We start from the raw sequence: 16,125 nt of genomic DNA, 5'->3' as shown, positions 1-16,125 counted from the left end.
CCGGCCTCCGGTCGGCCCCGGCCGGTGGGCCTGCGCCGCGGCGCTTCGCCGCGCTGGCTAGCCGCCCACTGCGTGCGCGCCGCCGTCGACGTGGACGATCTCGCCGGTCGTACGCGGGAACCAGTCCGAGAGCAGGGCCACGCAGGCCCGGGCGACCGGCTCCGCGTCGGTCACCTCCCAGCCGAGCGGTGCTCGGGCTCCCCAGGACTCCTCGAAGCGGGCGAAGCCCGGAATGGACTTCGCGGCCATGGTCCGAACCGGGCCGGCGGCCACCAAGTTCACCCGCACCCCCCGGGGGCCCAGGTCCCGGGCCAGGTAGCGGGCCAAGGACTCGAGGCCGGCCTTCGCCACCCCCATCCAGTCGTAGAGCGGCCAGGCCACCTGGGCGTCGAAGTCCAGGCCCACGATGCTGCCGCCCCCCGCCGCCTCGAACAGAGGGACGAAGGCCCGGGCGAGGGACGCCAGGGAATAGGTCGAGACCTGCAACGCCACCGCCACCTCCGGCCAGCTGGCCCGCAAGATGTCCCCGCCCAGGCAGGCCTCGGGCGCGAAGCCGATGGCGTGGAGCAGGCCGTCCAGGCGTCCCCAGTGCTCGGCCACCCAGGAGGCCGCCTGCCCCGGATGCTCCGGATCGGCGACGTCCAGCTCCAGCACCTCGACCGGGGCCGGCAGCTTGCGGGCCGTCCGTCGGGTCAAGGACAGCCCCCGGCCGAAGCTGCTCAGCACCACCTCAGCCCCTTCCTCCTGGGCGAGTCGGGCGGTGGCGAAGGCCAAGGAGGCGTCCGTCAGGACACCGGTCACCAGGATCCGCTTGCCGTCGAGCAGGCCCATCGGACCGGGACGCTAGCGGGGCCAGCCCCCCGGGGCGAACTTTGGTCGGCTGCTCGCTCTGTGCAAGGGTGTCGGCGGTGGAGCACGCACGCATCGACGTCGGGATCGTGGGAGGGACCGGGCCGCTTGGCCAGGGCCTCGCGGTGCGCCTGGCTGCGGCGGGGGTGCCGGTGGCCCTCGGGTCTCGCCAGGCCGAGCGGGCCGCCGAGGTCTGCCAGGCACTCCAGGATCGGTGGCCCGGACGGCTGGCCGCCCTGCGGGGCGTCACGAACGAGGAGGCAGCCGACGCCGCCCTCGTGGTCCTGGCCACCCCCTGGGAGGCTGCCGTGGCCACGGCCGCGCCCTTGGCCGACCGGCTCGCCGGCAAGCCCGTGGTCTCGGTCGGCAACGCCCTGGTCCGCCTCGGTCGCGAGGCCCACGCCGTGGTCCCGCCCCGGGGCTCGGTGGCCGCCATGGTCCAAGCTGCCCTGCCCGAGGCCCGGGTCGTGGCCGCCGGGCACCACCTGCCGGCCCCGGTCCTGGTCGACCTCGAGCGGACCCTCGAGGCCGACGTGCTGGTCTGCGGGGACGACCGGCCCGCCTGCCAGCAGGTTGCCGACCTCCTCCAGCGGGTCCCTGGTCTTCGCCCCCTGCTGGCCGGTTCCCTCGCCCAGGCAGCCGCCATCGAGGCCTTCACCGCCGTGCTCGTCACCGTCAACATGGGGCACCGTGCCCACGCCACCCTCCGGCTCGCCGGCGTGCCCGGGCACGGCGACGGGGCGGCGGCGGCAGGCTGAAGCCGTGGAGCTCTACGACACGGCCCGACGGGCGGTCGTGCCCTTCCGGCCCGGCCGACTCGTGACCCTCTACTCCTGCGGCATCACCCCCTACGACGCCGCCCACCTCGGCCACGCCCAGGTCTACTTGACCTTCGACGTGCTCCACCGGCGGCTCCTCGACGCCGGCCACCAGGTCCGCCTCGTCCGCAACGTCACCGACGTCGACGACGACATCCTCCGGCGCGCCCGCGAGCTCGGGGTCTTCTACCTGGACCTGGCAGCCGAGGAGATGGCCCGCTTCGACGCCACCATGGACCAGCTCGGCCTCCTGCCCGTGGCGGCCGAGCCCCGGGCCACCTCGGCCATCCCCGAGGTCCTCAGTCTCGTCCAGGCCCTCTTGGACAAAGGCCACGCCTACCGGGCAGCCGGGGCCGTCTACTACTCGGTCGCCAGCTTTCCCCGCTTCGGTGCCTTGAGCGGCCTGCGCCGCGACGAGATGCTCGCCCTTGCCGCCGAACGGGGTGGACGACCCGACGACCCGGCGAAGGCCGACCCCCTCGACTTCGTCCTCTGGCAGCCCTCCGGACCCGGCGAGCCGTCCTGGTCCTCCCGCTGGGGACCGGGTCGGCCCGGCTGGCACATCGAGTGCTCGGCCCTGGCCATGCGGGAGCTCGGCGAGACCGTGGACCTCCACGGCGGTGGGAGCGACCTGGTCTTCCCGCACCACGAGTGCGAGGTCGCCCAGTCCGAGGCCGTCACCGGTCGGACCTTCGTGCGCCACTGGCTCCACGTCGGCATGGTCCGCCTCGACGGGGTCAAGATGTCGAAGTCCCTCGGCAACCTGGTCTTCGCCGACGACCTCCTCAAGGAGGCCGAGCCGGCAGCCGTCCGCCTCGCGCTGCTCGCCCACCACTACCGGGAGGACTGGGACTGGCGGCCCGAGGACCTCCTCCAGGCCCGAGACCGGCTGGCTCGTTGGCGCCAAGCCCCCCGCCACGGCGACGACGGCGCCCTCGCTGCCGTGCGGTCCCACCTCGACCGCGACCTCGACTGCCCCGGCGCCCTCGCCGCCCTCGACGAGCTGGCCCGAGCCGGCCGGGGCGTCCTCGACGGGGCCGCACTCCTGGGCATTACCCTGTGAGCGCCCCGGGCTCCCAGGTGGGCGGGCCGACCTCGGCTGGTGTCCACGGGGTCCGCGGCGCCCGCCGCGGCCGCGCATCTCGCCGGCCGTCTCCGCCGCTGCCGGCCCCAGGAGGACGAGGAGCATGTCGAAGCCGTTGACCGTCACCTTGCCCGACGGGAGCCGACGGTCCTTGCCGCCAGGGTCCAGCGCCATGGACCTCGCCGCCACCCTCGGCCGGCGCCTCGCCGCCGACGCCGTGGCCGCCGCCGTCGACGGCCAGCTCGTGGACCTCAGCCGACCCCTGCCCGACGGGGCCACCGTCGCCATCGTCACCGCCGACAGCGACGAGGGCCGGGCCGTGCTCCGCCACTCCACGGCCCACGTCCTTGCCCAGGCGGTCTGCGCCCTGTGGCCAGGGGCCCGCTACGCCCTCGGCCCGGCCATCGCCGACGGCTTCTACTACGACTTCGAGCTCCCTGACGGCGCCCGGTTCTCCGACGACGACCTCGTGCGCATCGAAGCCGAGATGCGCCGCATCATCGCCGAGGACCAGCCCTTCACCCGAGAAGAGCTCGACCCCGAGCAGGCCCGTGCCCTCTTCGCCGACCAGCCCTACAAGCGCGAGGTCATCGACGCCGTCACCGCTGGCGACCCGAGCGCCCCGCCCGAGGCGGCGGCCGACGCCCAAGCGGGGGAGCGCCTCTCGGTGTACCGCAACGGCAGCGCCTTCGTCGACCTCTGCCGCGGGCCCCACGTGCCCTCCACCGGCCGCCTCGGCCACTTCGCCCTCCAGCGGGTCGCGGGCGCCTACTGGCGAGGCGACGAGCACCGCCCCCAGCTCCAACGGGTCTACGGCACCGCCTGGGAGTCAGCCGAGGCCCTCCAGGCCCACCTCGACCGCCTGGCCGAGGCCGAGCGCCGCGACCACCGCCGGCTCGGCCAGGAGCTCGACCTCTTCTCCTTCCCCGCCGAGGTCGGGCCCGGCCTGGTGCTCTTCCACCCCCGGGGCGGCACCGTCCGCCGCCTCATGGAGGAGGACGCCCGGCGCACCCACGAACGGGCCGGCTACCACATGGTCTACAGCCCCCACGTCACCAAGCAGGACCTCTTCGCTCGTTCCGGGCACCTCGAGACCTTCGCCGAGAGCATGTACCCGCCCATGGAGCTCGACGAGGGGCAGCGCTACTACCTCAAGCCCATGAACTGCCCCTTCCACATCCTCGTCTACCGCAGCCGCCAGCGCTCCTACCGTGAACTGCCCCTCCGGCTCTTCGAGCTCGGCACCGTCTACCGCTACGAGAAGTCCGGCGTCGTCCACGGCCTCACCCGGGTCCGGGGCATGACCCAGGACGACGCCCACGTCTTCTGCACCCGCGAGCAGATGGCCGGCGAACTGGAGGGGATCCTCCGGCTCGCCCTCGGCACCCTCCGCGACTACGGCCTGGCCGACTTCTACGTCGAGCTCTCCACCCGACCCGAGGGCAAGGCCCTCGGCACCGACCAGGAATGGGAGGAGGCCACGGCAGCGCTCGCTGCCGCAGCCTCGGCGGTCGGGCTCGAGACGGTCCTCGACGAGGGCGGCGGCGCCTTCTACGGCCCCAAGGTCTCGGTCCAGGTCCGTGACGCCATCGGCCGGCACTGGCAGGTCTCCACCGTCCAGCTCGACTTCCAGCTGCCCCGGCGCTTCGAGCTCGAGTACGTCGGCCCCGACAACGCCCGCCATCGCCCCGTCATGATCCACCGCGCCCTCTTCGGCTCGGTCGAGCGCTTCCTCGGGATCCTCCTCGAGCACACCGCCGGTCACCTCCCCACCTGGCTCGCTCCCGTCCAGGCCGCGGTCCTCCCGGTCCGCGACGACCACCAGGGCTACGCGGAGCGGGTCCACTCGACCCTGGCCGGCGCCGGGATCCGCGTCGAGCTCGACCCTGCCACCGAGCCCCTCGGGGCCCGCATCCGCCGGCGCCGCCTCGAGCGGGTGCCCTACGTCCTCGTCGTCGGCCAGCAGGACCAGGAGGCCGGCACGGTCGGCGTCAACCGCCGGGGGGTCGAGCAGCCCGAACGCGACGTGCCCCTCGACCGCCTCCTCGACGAGCTCGTCGAGGAGGGCCTCCGGTGAGCCTCGAGCAGCTCTGGGCCGGCTGGCGCCACCACTACGTCAGCGGGGCCACCGAGGCCGAGCGCCGCGGCGAGGGACGGGGCTGCGTCTTCTGCGAGCTCGCCGCCAGCGGACCGCCCAGCGCCGACAACGGCGTCGTCCACCTCGATCCCCTCTGCTTCGTCGTCCTCAACGCCTACCCCTACGCCAGCGGCCACCTCCTCGTCCTGCCCCGCCGCCACGTCGCCGAGCTCGACCAGTTGACCGACGAGGAGTCCCAGCAGCTCTGGCGGGTCGCCCAGCGGGCCGTGGCCGCCCTCACCCGGGCCTACCGTCCCGACGGCCTCAACCTCGGCGCCAACCTCGGCCGGGCGGCCGGCGCCGGCATTCCCGGCCACCTCCATCTCCACGTCGTGCCCCGCTGGGGTGGGGACACGAACTTCATGACCACCGTCGGCGGCGTCCGGGTCCTCCCCGAGGACCTGCCGAGCTCCTGGCGCCGGGTGGTCGAGGCCTGGGACGGGCCGGCCGACGAGCCGGCGTGAGGCCCGCCCAGCCCAGCGCTCGATGCGGACGGCCGGGGCATCGTCGGCCCCCGAAACACAACAAGACACACAAACTCCACAACGAGATCGAGGGTCCTGACCCCCGGCCCCGTCGCCCGCCCCGACCGCGTCAGGCCCGACCCGCCGGCACCCGGTCGGGGACGCCGTGGACCTTGTCCTGGAGGGGTCCGGGGAGAGGCTCGTAGTGGTCGAAGACCGCCCGGAACCGACCCCGGCCGCCGGTCAACGAGCGCAGCTCGGGGGCGTAGCGCTGGAGCTCGGCACTGGGGACGAGCGCCTCGATGCGCTGGCGGTCGCCCGGGAGGGCTTCGGTGCCGAGCACCCGGCCACGCCGGCCGTTCAGGTCGCCGAGGACGTCGCCCTGGAGGGCGCTCGGCACCTCGACGGTGACCCGCTCGACCGGCTCGAGCACGATGGCGCCGGCCTTCGCCAGGGCCTCCCGGACCGCCAGCGCCCCGGCCATCTTGAAGCTCATCTCGGAGGAGTCCACCGGGTGGTACTTGCCGTCCAGGCAGGTCACTTCGACGTCGACCACGGGGAAGCCGTGGGGTCCGCCCGACGCGAACGCCTCCTGGACGCCCTTCTCGACGGCAGGGATGTACTGCTTCGGGATGGCCCCGCCGACCACCTCGTCGACGAAGCGGAACCCCTCGCCCCGGGGGAGCGGCCGGAGGCGCAGCACGCAGACGCCGAACTGGCCGTGGCCGCCGGTCTGCTTCTTGTACTTCCCCTCGGCCTGCGCCTCCTGGGTGATCGTCTCCCGATAGGGCACGGCGACCGGCTCGAGGCTGACCGTCACCCCGAACTTCCGCTTCAGGCGCTCGCAGGCCAGGGCCAGGTGGGTCTCCCCGGCGCCCCGAAGGACCGTCTGCCGGGACTCGTCAGAGCGCTCCACTACCAGGCTGGGGTCCTCCTCCTGGAGGCGGTGGAGGGCGGTCATGAGCTTGTCCTCGTCGGCCCGGGACTGGGGCACCACGGCCATGGCGTGGACCGCCGGCTCGGGCGCCAAAAGCGGCAGGACCCGGACGGGGGTGCCCTTGGGGGCGAGGGTGTCACCGGTGGTCACCTCGGTCAGCTTGGTCACCGCGAACAGGTCCCCGGCCTGAGCCTCGGGGATGGGTTCGGCCTGTTTGCCCCGAAGCCGCTGGAGGCCGTGGAGACGGACCTCGGCGTGGGTCCGGGGGTTCGTGAGGGTCATGTCGGGCCGGATGGTCCCCGAGACCACCCGGAGGAGCGAGACGTGGCCGACGTAGGGGTCGGAGAACGTCTTGAAGACGAAGGCCAAGGGGTCGGCCGTCGGGTCGCAGGCCACCTCCTGCACGGTGTCGCCGGCCTGGACCCGGTAGGGGGCGCGCTGGTCGGGGGAGGGGGCCAGTTCGGCGAGGAGCGAAGCCAGGCGGTCCACCCCGACGCCGGTGGTGGCCGAGCAGCAGACCACGGGGAACACGAGGGCCTGGTGGACTCCGCCGGCCAGCGCGGCCTCCAACTCGGCCGCCGTGGGCACCTCGCCCTCGAGGTAGCGCTCCATGAGGCCGTCGTCCCCGACCACGATCCCTTCGACCAGCTGCTCGCGGACCTGGTGCTCGAGGTCGGCCACCTCCTCGGGCACCGGCCCGGTGACGGGCCGGCCGTCCTGGTAGAGGACGGCCTGGTCGGCCAGCAGGTCGACGACGCCCCGGAATCCCTCGGCCTCGCCGACCGGCAGCTCCAGGGGGGCCAGGCCCGCCCCGAAGCGCTCCCGGAGCGCAGCGAGGACCCGGTCGAAGCTCGCCTGGTCGCGATCGAGCTTGTTCACCACCACCAGCCGGGGCAGGCCGAGCTCGGCGGCCAGCTCCCAGGCCGCCTCGGCCTGGGCCTCCACCCCGTCGACCGCCGAGACCACGACGGCCACCAGGTCGCAGACCCCGAGCGCGGCACGCAGCTCCCCGCTGAAGTCAGCGGTCCCCGGGGTGTCGACGAGGTTCAGCAGGACCTCGCCGACGGGCACCGGGGCCGTGGCGAGCTGGACGGAGAAGCGGTGCTCGACCTCTTCGGGCTCGAAGTCGCAGACCGTGGTGCCGTCCTCGACCCGGCCCGGTTTGGCGAGCACGCGGGCGGCGTGGAGCAGGGCCTCGACCAGGGTGGTCTTGCCGACGCCGTGGTGACCGGCCAGGGCGACGTTCCGGATCCGGGACGGTGGATAGCTCTGCACCGTGACCTCCCTCCCCGTGAGCTGACTCGCGCCGCCCGTGCATCGAGCGGCTGTCGAGGCCTCCCCCACCGGCCGCGGGCCGGCTGCCCACGCGGCCAGCCTACCGAGCCGGACGATCGAAGGCAGGGGAGGGCGGGGTGCTAGCCTGACCCGAGGCAGGGAGCAGGAGCGCGGCGCAATGTTCGACGGCCGATTCCGGCAGGGTGTGGACCGGGCGACTGCCCCGGTGGGCCGTGCGCTGGTGCGCTTCCGGGTCACGGCCGACGTCCTGACCGGCTGTGGCCTGCTGCTGGCCGGGGTGGCGGCGGTGGTCATCGGGACGGGCCACCTGGCCTGGGGGATCGTGGCCATGGTCGGCTCGGGTCTCCCGGATCTCTTCGACGGGCCCGTTGCCAAGGCGTCGGGGACCAGTTCGCGACGCGGGGCGTTCTTCGACTCGGTCGCCGACCGGGTGGCCGACTTCGCCCTCTACGGGGGCGTGGCTTGGGACCTGGCGGCGACGCATCACGGCACGGCCGTGCTCGTGCCGTTCGGCCTGGCGGCCGCGGCCAGCGTGGTGTCCTACGAGCGAGCGAAGGCCGAGCTGCTCGGCATCCCGGCACGAGGGGGCCTGATGGAGCGGGCCGAACGCTTCGTGGCCCTCGGCATCTGCCTGCTGGCTGGGGCCGTGGACGGTGGCCTGCTCGTCCCGTTCCTGGTCGGGTTCCTGGTCCTGGTCGGCGCCACCGCCCTCGGCCGCTTCGTGCGGGTGTGGCGGGCTGCGGGGGGAGCGGTGGCCGACGAGGCCCACGAAACACCCCGGCCTGTCCAGGCGCCGATCCCGGCGCCGGCGACCGCGGTCCCGGCACCCGGTGGTGCCCTCGATCGGCACCGCCCAGGGGAGGAGCTGCTCGGTGGGTCCTGGTGGCCCGGCGTCCTCGGGTCCGGACGGGGTGTGCCCCGACGTCGTCTCGAGTCGCGCTGGCGCGCCTGGCGAGCCCGGCGGCACGAGGAGGGTCGGACGCGGCCCGCATCGGCGCGGGGCCCCCGCTCCGCGGGGTGGCGGGCCGGGGGGGCCGAGCCGGCTCGACGCTGGCGGCTCCGGCGCAGCGAGCCGGCGGCCGGCCGGACCCGACAGCGGACGCTCCGGCAGCGGACGTCCCGACAGGGGACTGCGCGCACCGCCCGGCGCAGCTGGGGTCGGGTCGGGCAACCGAGCGGCCGCTGAGGCCCCGGGCGTTCGGGGATGGGGGAGCGGGTGCAGCCGGCACCGTCCGGTCCAGTGCCGCGCTGGGCAGGCCAGCTCAGCCAGTGGTGGACCTACGCCTTTTACCGTGGGTTGGGCACCGCCATGCAGCGGGTCGGCGAGCCGGTGGCGTCGGGCGGGGCGCTGGTCGTGAGCCAGCTCCTCCTGCCGGCGCGGCGGGAGGCCATGGCGTCCTACCTGGGCAACCTCGAAGCCGTCCTGGCGCGCCGGGTTCGGGGTGCCGAGGCCCGCTGGTGGTGCCACCGGGTGGCCGCCGCCTACGGTCGCTACTGGCTGGAGGGGGCCCGCCTGCCTGGCACCTCGGGCGAGACGATCGACGAGCGGATGGTGGTCGAGGACGGCTTCCCCTTGCTCCGGGAAGCCCTCGACGCCGGCCAGGGGGTCGTCCTGGCGCTCCCGCACCTGGGTAGCTGGGAGTGGGGCGGGGCCTGGCTGGCCCGCCGGGGCTACCCCATGACGGTGGTGGCCGAGGCCCTCGAGCCCCGGGCGCTTTTCGACTGGTTCGCCGCCCAACGCCGGTCCATGGGCCTCGAGGTCCTCTCCCTGGCGGACGACCCGGGCCCGAGCCTGTTGCGGACCCTCCGGGCGGGGGGCCTGGTCGGGCTGGTGTCGGACCGCGTGGTCGAGGGGACGGGGATCCCCGTCGAGTTCTTCGGCCGCCCGGCCGCCCTGCCGGGGGGGCCGGCCACCTTGGCCCTGCGGACCGGGGCGGCACTGTTCCCCGCTGCGGTCTACCAGGGGCCGGGTCCCCTGCACACCGGCGTGGTCCTGCCACCTTTGGACACCGGCCGGCGGGCCGGGCTGCGAGCCGACGTGGCCCGGGTCACCGCTGAGCTCGCCCGGGCCTTCGAGCGGCTGATCCGGCGGGCCCCCGACCAGTGGTTCGCCTTCAGCCCCCTCGGGCCGAGCGGAGGGTCGGCGTCGTGAGGCAGGTGCTCGAGGGACCGCCGGTGTCCGAGGTCCTCGCCCCGGGGGTCCCGGGCTCGGGTGTCGGCCACGAGGGGCGCTTCTCGGCGCTGGTCGAGCACGTGAACGACATCGTGGTGGTCCTGGACGCCACCGGGGCCGTCCGCTACGCCAACCCGGCGTCGAGGCGGCTGGGGTACGACCTGGCTGCGTGGCTCGGCCAGTCGGCGTTCGCCGCGGTCCACCCCGACGACCTGCCCAGGGTCCAGGCGGCGTTCGCCGCCGTCATGGCCGGCTCGGGCCGCCGCGTGCCCCTGCAGTTCCGCCTCCGGCGGGCCGACGGCAGCCTCATGGTGGCCGAGGCCCTGGCCACCAACCGGTTGGCCGACCCGGGCGTGGCCGGCGTGGTGGTGACCGTCCGGGACGTGACCGCTCGGACCCGGGCCGAGGAGGAGGCCAGAGCCGCTGACCGGCTGCACCGTACCTTGGTGGAGTCCCTGGCCGAGGGCGTGGCCCTCACCGACCGGGACGGCGTGCTGCTGTTGGGCAACAGTGCGCTCGAGCGGCTCCTCGAGGTGCCCCTGGCGGCCCTCCTCGGCAAGTCCCTGCCGGCCGTGCTCGAGCTGGGGCGGCAGCTGGGGTGGCGGACGCTTGACGCCGCCGGCCGGCCCTTGCCGGCCGCTGCCCACCCGACCGTGGCGGTGCTGCGGTCGGGGCAGCCGGTCCTCGGCCAGCTGCTCGGCATTCGCCGACCGGAGGGTTCGGTCTGTTGGTGCCAGGTGAGTGCCCGTCCGGTCCGGGACGCGCGGAGGGCGGTCGTCGGTTCCGTCAGCTCCATCACCGACGTGAGTGCCCTGCGGCGAGCCGACCGGGACCTCATGGTGGCCTTGGGCGAGCTCGAGCGGGAGCGGACCTTCCTGCGGGTTCTGCTGGACAACCTCGAGGAGGGCATCGTGGCCTGCGACGAGGACGGCCGCCTGACCATCGTGAACCCGGCAGGTCGTCGCTTCCTTGGTCTCACCGAGACGGACGCCGGCGCCCTGGCCGGCCCGGCCGACCCCGCGGGGCAGGCGACCTGGCGGACCCTCGACGGCCGGCCCCTGGACCCCAGCCGGATGCCCCTGGCCAGGGCTCTGCGGGGCGAGAGCGTCCGGGAGGTCCAGCTGCTCCTGGAGGACGGGAGTGGGACCGCCCGGGTGGTCGAGGCGAACGCGCAAGCCCTCGCCAGCGAGGAGGGCCAGCCGATCGGCGCGGTCCTCGCGCTGCACGACGTCACCGAGCACAAGCGCACCGAGGCCGAGCTGACCAGCCTGGCCCTGACCGATCCCCTGACCAAGCTGGCCAACCGCCTGGTCCTCGAGGACCGGCTCCGGCGGTCCCTCGAACGCCTGCGGCGAAGCGGCGGGGGGGTGGGGGTGCTCCTGCTGGACCTCGACGGCTTCAAGGAGGTCAACGACCGCTACGGCCACGAGACCGGGGACCAGGTCCTCCAGATGGTGGCTCGTCGGCTGGCGGCCGCCGTGCGGCCCGAGGACACGGTGGCCCGCCTGGGGGGCGACGAGCTGGTGGTCGTCTGCGACGTCGCCGGCGCGGCCGAGGAGGTGGCCCTCATCGCCCTGCGGGTCGAGGAGGCCCTGGCTCGCCCCTACCGGGTCGGGGAGCTGACCCTCGAGGTCAGCGCCTCGGTCGGCTGGGTGGTCGCCGAGGACCCCGAGGCCGACCCTGACGAGCTGGTGGCCGAGGCCGACGCCCGCATGTACCGGGCCAAGGCTCGTCGTCGGGCCGCCCGGCCCGGCGACGCCTAGGCCCACCGGCCGTGCGGGTCGCCGTCGTCTGCCCCTACGACCTCGATCGGCCCGGGGGGGTCCAGGGCCAGGCCCGGGGCTTGGCTGCCGCCTTCGCCCGTCGGGGCTGTGCCGTGACCCTCCTCGCGCCCGGTGCCCCTTCGGTCCACGGGGCCGGTCGGCAGTCCCTGCCGACCCCGCCGTCGCCCGGAGAGCTCGTGGCGGTCCGGGTGGGGCGCAGCTTGGGGGTCCGGGCGAACGGTTCCGTGGCCCCCCTGGCTCTCCAGCCCTCGGCCCTGGCTCGAAGCGTTGCGGTCCTCCGGCGCCACGCCCCCGAGCTCCTCCACCTCCATGAGCCCCTCGCTCCCGGACCCACCTGGGCGGCGCTGCTGGCCCGTCGCCGCCTCCCCGTGGGTCGCGCCGTGGGCACCTTCCACCGGGCCGGGGGCGAGCCCTACCGACTCCTCTGGCCGGCTGGTCGCCTCGCCCTCCGTGCCCTCGACGCGGTCACGGCGGTGTCCGAGGCCGCCCGCTGCACCGCCCGACCGGTGCTCGGCCAGCGGCCCTGCTTGGTGCTCCCCAACGGGGTCGACCTTGCCCGGCTGGCCGAGGCCACCCCGGAGCCGACCAGCGGCCCCACCGTGCTCTTCGTGGGCCGGCACGAGCCCCGGAAGGGTCTGGAGGTGCTCCTCGGCGCGCTCGAGCGCCTGGGGCCCCGCTGGCCGGGGACCCTCTGGGTGGTCGGCCAGGGTCCCCTGACCGCCGAGCTTCGCCGCCGCTACCCCCTCGGGCCCAAGGTCCGGTGGTGGGGGGTGGTGGACGACGCGACCTTGGGCTGTCTCCTGCGGGGCAGCCATGTCGTGGCGGTCCCGGCACTCGGCGGGGAGTCCTTCGGGGTGGTCCTCCTCGAGGCCCTGGCTGCCGACAGCGTCCTGCTGGCTAGCGACCTCCCGGCCTTCCGCGCCGTGGCCGGACCCCACGCCCGCTACCTGCCCCCAGGCGACCTCGAGGCCTGGGCCAGGGCCTTGGACCAGGCCGTCCAGGCCGTCCAGCGTGGCCTGCCGCCGGCCGACCCGGCGAGCCTCGCGGCTGGCCGCCGTTGGGCCGCCCGGTTCTCCTTCGACGCCCTCGCCGACCGCTACTTGGCCTCGGGACCCGGGTGCGGGGACCCCTAGACTCGTCTCGTGCCGGCCCAGCCCCCTCGCTTCCTCTCCGCGCCGGGTACCGGCCTGCCGGGATGGGTGCCCGAGTCGCTCGAACGAACCACCCTCCGTGCCCGGTGGCTGGTCGGCCTCCTCGTGGTCCCGGCCGTCCTGGCTGGTGCCGTCGTGCTCGGGATCCTCCTCGTGCCCCTCGGGGCCATGGTCGCCGCGCCCCTCGGGGTCCTGGTGGCGGTCCTCGTGGGTCTTTGGGTCTGGAAGGGGGCCCCACGTCGGCTCCTGCGGGCCTTCGGGGCGACCCCCCTCGTCGACCGGGACGACCTCGGGGTCCTGCGGGCCCGAGGAACCCTGGAGCTCCTCTGCGCCAGCCTCGGTCTGGTGGTCCCGGCGCTCTGGCTGACCGAGGACCCCTCGGCGAACGCGGCCGTGGTGGCCACCTCGCCCCGCCGGGCGGTCGTCGTCGTCACCCGGGGCCTGCTCTCGACCTTCGACCCCGTGGCCCTCGAGGCGGTGCTCGCCCACGAGCTCTGCCACCTCCGCCACGGGGACGCCGCCCTCCGCACGGTGGCCGGGGCCCTGGTGGCCCGCCTGGCTTGGGTCGGAGACCTCGGCGAGTGGCTCCACCGGATCCTCGGCCAGGGCAACGAGCTTCGGACCGACCTGGCTGCCCTGGCCGTCACCCGCTACCCACCTGGGCTCGGCGACGCCCTGCGGCGCATGGCGGCCAGCGCCAGCAGCACCCGGCTGCTGGACCGGCCCGACGGTCGAGCCACCCGCTGGCTCTGGACCGTCCTGCCCGGCCCTCCCCTGGAGGGCGACGCCCTGATCGGCCAGCTCGACGCCCCCCGGGTCCGGGCCGACGCCCTCGACGAGCTCTGAGACCCCGGCCGAGGCCCGTCTCCCCAGAGGCCGCGTCTTCGGCCGGCCTTCTACACTTTCTGTGGTGATCCGATATTTCGTGCGCTCGGGGTACCCGGCAGGACCCAAGGTGGTGTGGTGCTGGCGACGCTGGTGATCTTCCTGCGAGAGGGGGTCGAAGCCAGCATGATCGTGACGATCTTGCTGGCCTACCTCGATCGCATCGGCCAGCGGCGCTACTTCCGGGACGTCGTGTTCGGGGTGCTGAGTGCCCTCGGCCTGGCAGCCGCCGGAGGCGTTGCGGCGTACCTCACCATCCGGCACTACGACGGCTCAAAGGTCCAGACGATCTTCGAAACCGTGACCTTCCTGGTTGCGGCCGCCGTCCTGACAGGGATGACCTTCTGGATGCGCAACCACGCCCGAACGATCTCGGCCGAACTCCGGGCTCGGACCGAGGCGGCGATGTCGAAAGGCGCTCGTCGCGGGCTCTTCCTCCTGGCCTTCCAAGCGGTGGGGCGGGAGGGTCTCGAAACGGCCGTGTTCACCCTGGCTGTCGTCTTCTCCACGACGCCCGCCTCGGCAGGGCTGGGCGCCCTGATCGGCCTCGTGCTGGCGCTCGGGCTGGCCCTGGCCATCTATCGCCTACGGTTCACCATCAACCTCGGGGCCTTCTTCAAGGTGGTCGGCGTGCTCCTCATGGTCTTCGCCGCTGCCCTCCTGGTCGACGCCACCGAGAACCTCCAGCAGTTGGGGTGGCTTCCCTCGGCTGGCGGTCCCTTGTGGGACACCAGTCGGCTGCTCGCCGAGGGTAGCTCCCTGGGTGACGTTGCCCATAGCTTCCTCGGCTATGTCCAGCGTCCCAACCCCCTCGAGCTCGCCGTCTGGCTGGTCTACGTCGGGGTCGCCGTCCTCCTGTTCCTGGCACCCTGGCGCCGTCGCGGGCACCAGGCGCGACGCCTCTAAGCTGGCGGCATGACCGAGGGTCCCACTCCCGCTCCTGGCCAGGCCCCGGTGGCTGCCCAGGACGCCCCGACGGCCACGACCGGCACGTTCCGGGTCAAGCGTGGCCTCGCCGACATGCTGCGGGGAGGGGTGATCATGGACGTGGTCACCCCGGAGCAGGCCAAGATCGCCGAGGACGCCGGTGCCGTGGCCGTCATGGCCCTCGAGCGGGTTCCGGCCGACATCCGGGCCCAGGGCGGGGTGGCCCGCATGAGCGACCCGGCCCTCATCGAGGCCATTCAGCGGGCCGTGACCATCCCGGTCATGGCCAAGGCCCGCATCGGGCACTTCGCCGAGGCCCAGGTGCTCCAGGCCCTGCAGGTCGACTACATCGACGAGAGCGAGGTCCTGACACCGGCCGACGAGGCCCACCACATCGACAAGTGGGCCTTCACGGTGCCCTTCGTCTGCGGGGCGACCTCCCTTGGCGAGGCCCTGCGGCGGATCGCCGAGGGAGCTGCCTTGATCCGCTCGAAGGGGGAGGCCGGGACCGGCAACGTCGTCGAGGCCGTCCGGCACCTGCGGGCCATCACCGGCGAGATCCGGGCCCTTTCGGTGGCCCGGCCCGAGGAGCGCTACGCCTGGGCCAAGCGCCTGGCTGCCCCCCTGCCCCTGGTCGAGGAGGTGGCCGAGGCCGGCCGGCTGCCCGTGCCCCTGTTCTGCGCGGGCGGGATCGCCACCCCGGCCGACGCCGCCCTGGTGATGCAGCTCGGTGCCGAGGCGGTCTTCGTCGGGTCCGGCATCTTCAAGAGCGCCGACCCGGCCCGTCGGGCTCGGGCCATCGTAGAGGCGACCACCCACTTCGAGGATCCGGCCATCGTCGCCAAGGTCAGCAAGGGTCTGGGCGAGCCCATGCCCGGGGTGGAGCTGGACCGGCTGGAGCAGCGTCTGGCCGAGCGGGGCTGGTGAGGGTCCGCCGCCAGGAGGACCCGGAGGTGCCCCCAGGTGCGCATCGGCGTGGTCGCCCTCCAAGGCGACGTGACCGAGCACCGGGCCGCCCTCGAGCGGCTCGGTGCTGAGACCCGGCCCGTCCGGACCCCGGCCCAGCTGGCCGGGGTGGAGGGGGTCGTGCTGCCGGGAGGGGAGTCGACCACCCTGTCGCTCCTGCTCCGCTCCAGTGGCCTCGAACAAGCCCTGCTTGGCGCGTTCCGGGAGGGTCTGCCGGTCCTGGCCACCTGTGCCGGCCTGATCCTCTTGGCCCGGGACGTGCTGGATGGGCGGCCCGACCAGGTCCGCTTCGGGCTGCTCGACGCCCAGGTGCGTCGCAACGGCTTCGGGCGCCAGGTCCACTCCTTCGAGGTGGACCTGCCCGTCGCTGGCCTGGGCGACCGGCCCGTGCGGGCCGTCTTCATCCGCGCCCCCCTGGTCGAGGCGGTCGGCCCCGACGTGGCTGTCCTCGCCCGCCTTCCCCGGGGGCCTGGGGGCCGGGGAGAGGGCAGCCCGGTCCTCCTCCAGCAGGCTGGGGTCCTCGCCGCCAGCTTCCACCCGGAGCTGAGCGGCGACGACCGGATCCACGAACGGTTCTTGCGTCAGGTGGCCGAAGGGACGACGAGCGGTCAGCGCCTGGCCGGCTGAGCCGGGTTGGCGCAAAGAAGGGAGCAA

General features: G+C 74.4%; 14 protein-coding genes. 12 read left to right on the top strand and 2 right to left on the bottom strand.

Annotated features, from left to right (window positions below):
- Window positions 1-57: 57 nt before the first annotated feature.
- A complete protein-coding gene (gene fabI / locus Acit_RS07040; RefSeq protein ID WP_248107391.1) occupies window positions 58-831 on the bottom strand; it encodes an enoyl-ACP reductase FabI in 774 nt (257 codons plus the stop codon).
- A gap of 77 nt (window positions 832-908) precedes the next feature.
- Here fabI and npdG point away from each other — a divergent pair, with 77 nt between their 5' ends.
- From npdG to Acit_RS07020, 4 genes are all read left to right on the top strand, one after another.
- A complete protein-coding gene (gene npdG / locus Acit_RS07035) occupies window positions 909-1,607 on the top strand; it encodes an NADPH-dependent F420 reductase (RefSeq protein ID WP_248107390.1) in 699 nt (232 codons plus the stop codon).
- Between the two features lie 4 nt (window positions 1,608-1,611).
- Window positions 1,612-2,730 (top strand): cysteine--tRNA ligase, encoded by a 1,119-nt coding sequence (gene cysS, locus Acit_RS07030; protein WP_248107388.1) that lies wholly within the window; start codon window positions 1,612-1,614, stop codon window positions 2,728-2,730.
- A 124-nt stretch (window positions 2,731-2,854) separates the two neighbouring features.
- Complete coding sequence (gene thrS / locus Acit_RS07025) at window positions 2,855-4,828, top strand: threonine--tRNA ligase (RefSeq protein WP_248107386.1); 1,974 nt, start codon at window positions 2,855-2,857, stop codon at window positions 4,826-4,828.
- Window positions 4,825-5,352 (top strand): HIT family protein, encoded by a 528-nt coding sequence (locus tag Acit_RS07020; protein WP_248107384.1) that lies wholly within the window; start codon window positions 4,825-4,827, stop codon window positions 5,350-5,352. The genes thrS and Acit_RS07020 overlap by 4 nt, the downstream gene beginning before the upstream one ends.
- A 130-nt stretch (window positions 5,353-5,482) precedes the next feature.
- Here the strand turns inward: Acit_RS07020 and fusA are convergent, their stop codons facing one another.
- Entirely contained in the window at window positions 5,483-7,564 is a 2,082-nt protein-coding gene (gene fusA, locus Acit_RS07015; RefSeq protein ID WP_248107382.1) for an elongation factor G, read from the bottom strand.
- Between the two features lie 226 nt (window positions 7,565-7,790).
- Between fusA and Acit_RS07010 the strand changes: the two genes are divergently transcribed.
- The 8 genes from Acit_RS07010 to pdxT all read left to right on the top strand — a co-directional run bounded on the left by Acit_RS07010 (window position 7,791) and on the right by pdxT (window position 16,098).
- Window positions 7,791-8,771 carry a CDP-alcohol phosphatidyltransferase family protein gene (locus Acit_RS07010; protein WP_248107380.1) on the top strand — a complete coding sequence of 327 codons (981 nt, stop codon included), beginning with the start codon at window positions 7,791-7,793 and terminating at the stop codon, window positions 8,769-8,771.
- Window positions 8,772-8,825: 54 nt separating this feature from the next.
- The gene (locus Acit_RS07005; RefSeq protein ID WP_248107377.1) at window positions 8,826-9,737 is read left to right on the top strand and encodes a lysophospholipid acyltransferase family protein; all 912 of its coding nucleotides are present in this window, start codon (window positions 8,826-8,828) and stop codon (window positions 9,735-9,737) included.
- Window positions 9,734-11,521 (top strand): sensor domain-containing protein, encoded by a 1,788-nt coding sequence (locus tag Acit_RS13615; RefSeq protein WP_248107375.1) that lies wholly within the window; start codon window positions 9,734-9,736, stop codon window positions 11,519-11,521. The genes Acit_RS07005 and Acit_RS13615 overlap by 4 nt, the downstream gene beginning before the upstream one ends.
- Window positions 11,522-11,532: 11 nt before the next feature.
- On the top strand, window positions 11,533-12,675 hold the full coding sequence (locus Acit_RS13610) for a glycosyltransferase family 4 protein (RefSeq protein ID WP_248107366.1): 1,143 nt from the start codon (window positions 11,533-11,535) through the stop codon (window positions 12,673-12,675).
- Between the two features lie 9 nt (window positions 12,676-12,684).
- On the top strand, window positions 12,685-13,539 hold the full coding sequence (locus Acit_RS06990) for a M48 family metallopeptidase (RefSeq protein ID WP_248107364.1): 855 nt from the start codon (window positions 12,685-12,687) through the stop codon (window positions 13,537-13,539).
- A 117-nt stretch (window positions 13,540-13,656) separates the two neighbouring features.
- Entirely contained in the window at window positions 13,657-14,484 is an 828-nt protein-coding gene (locus tag Acit_RS06985) for an FTR1 family iron permease (RefSeq protein ID WP_248107362.1), read from the top strand.
- A gap of 9 nt (window positions 14,485-14,493) precedes the next feature.
- On the top strand, window positions 14,494-15,432 hold the full coding sequence (pdxS, locus tag Acit_RS06980) for a pyridoxal 5'-phosphate synthase lyase subunit PdxS (RefSeq protein ID WP_282436478.1): 939 nt from the start codon (window positions 14,494-14,496) through the stop codon (window positions 15,430-15,432).
- Between the two features lie 36 nt (window positions 15,433-15,468).
- Complete coding sequence (gene pdxT, locus Acit_RS06975; protein ID WP_248107359.1) at window positions 15,469-16,098, top strand: pyridoxal 5'-phosphate synthase glutaminase subunit PdxT; 630 nt, start codon at window positions 15,469-15,471, stop codon at window positions 16,096-16,098.
- Window positions 16,099-16,125: the final 27 nt, after the last annotated feature.

Source organism: Aciditerrimonas ferrireducens (genome assembly GCF_023130475.1).
GTDB classification, from domain to species: Bacteria; Actinomycetota; Acidimicrobiia; order Acidimicrobiales; family UBA8190; genus Aciditerrimonas; species Aciditerrimonas ferrireducens.
Note: the sequence above shows the minus strand (reverse complement) of the source record. Positions and strands in the feature narration are given on the sequence as shown.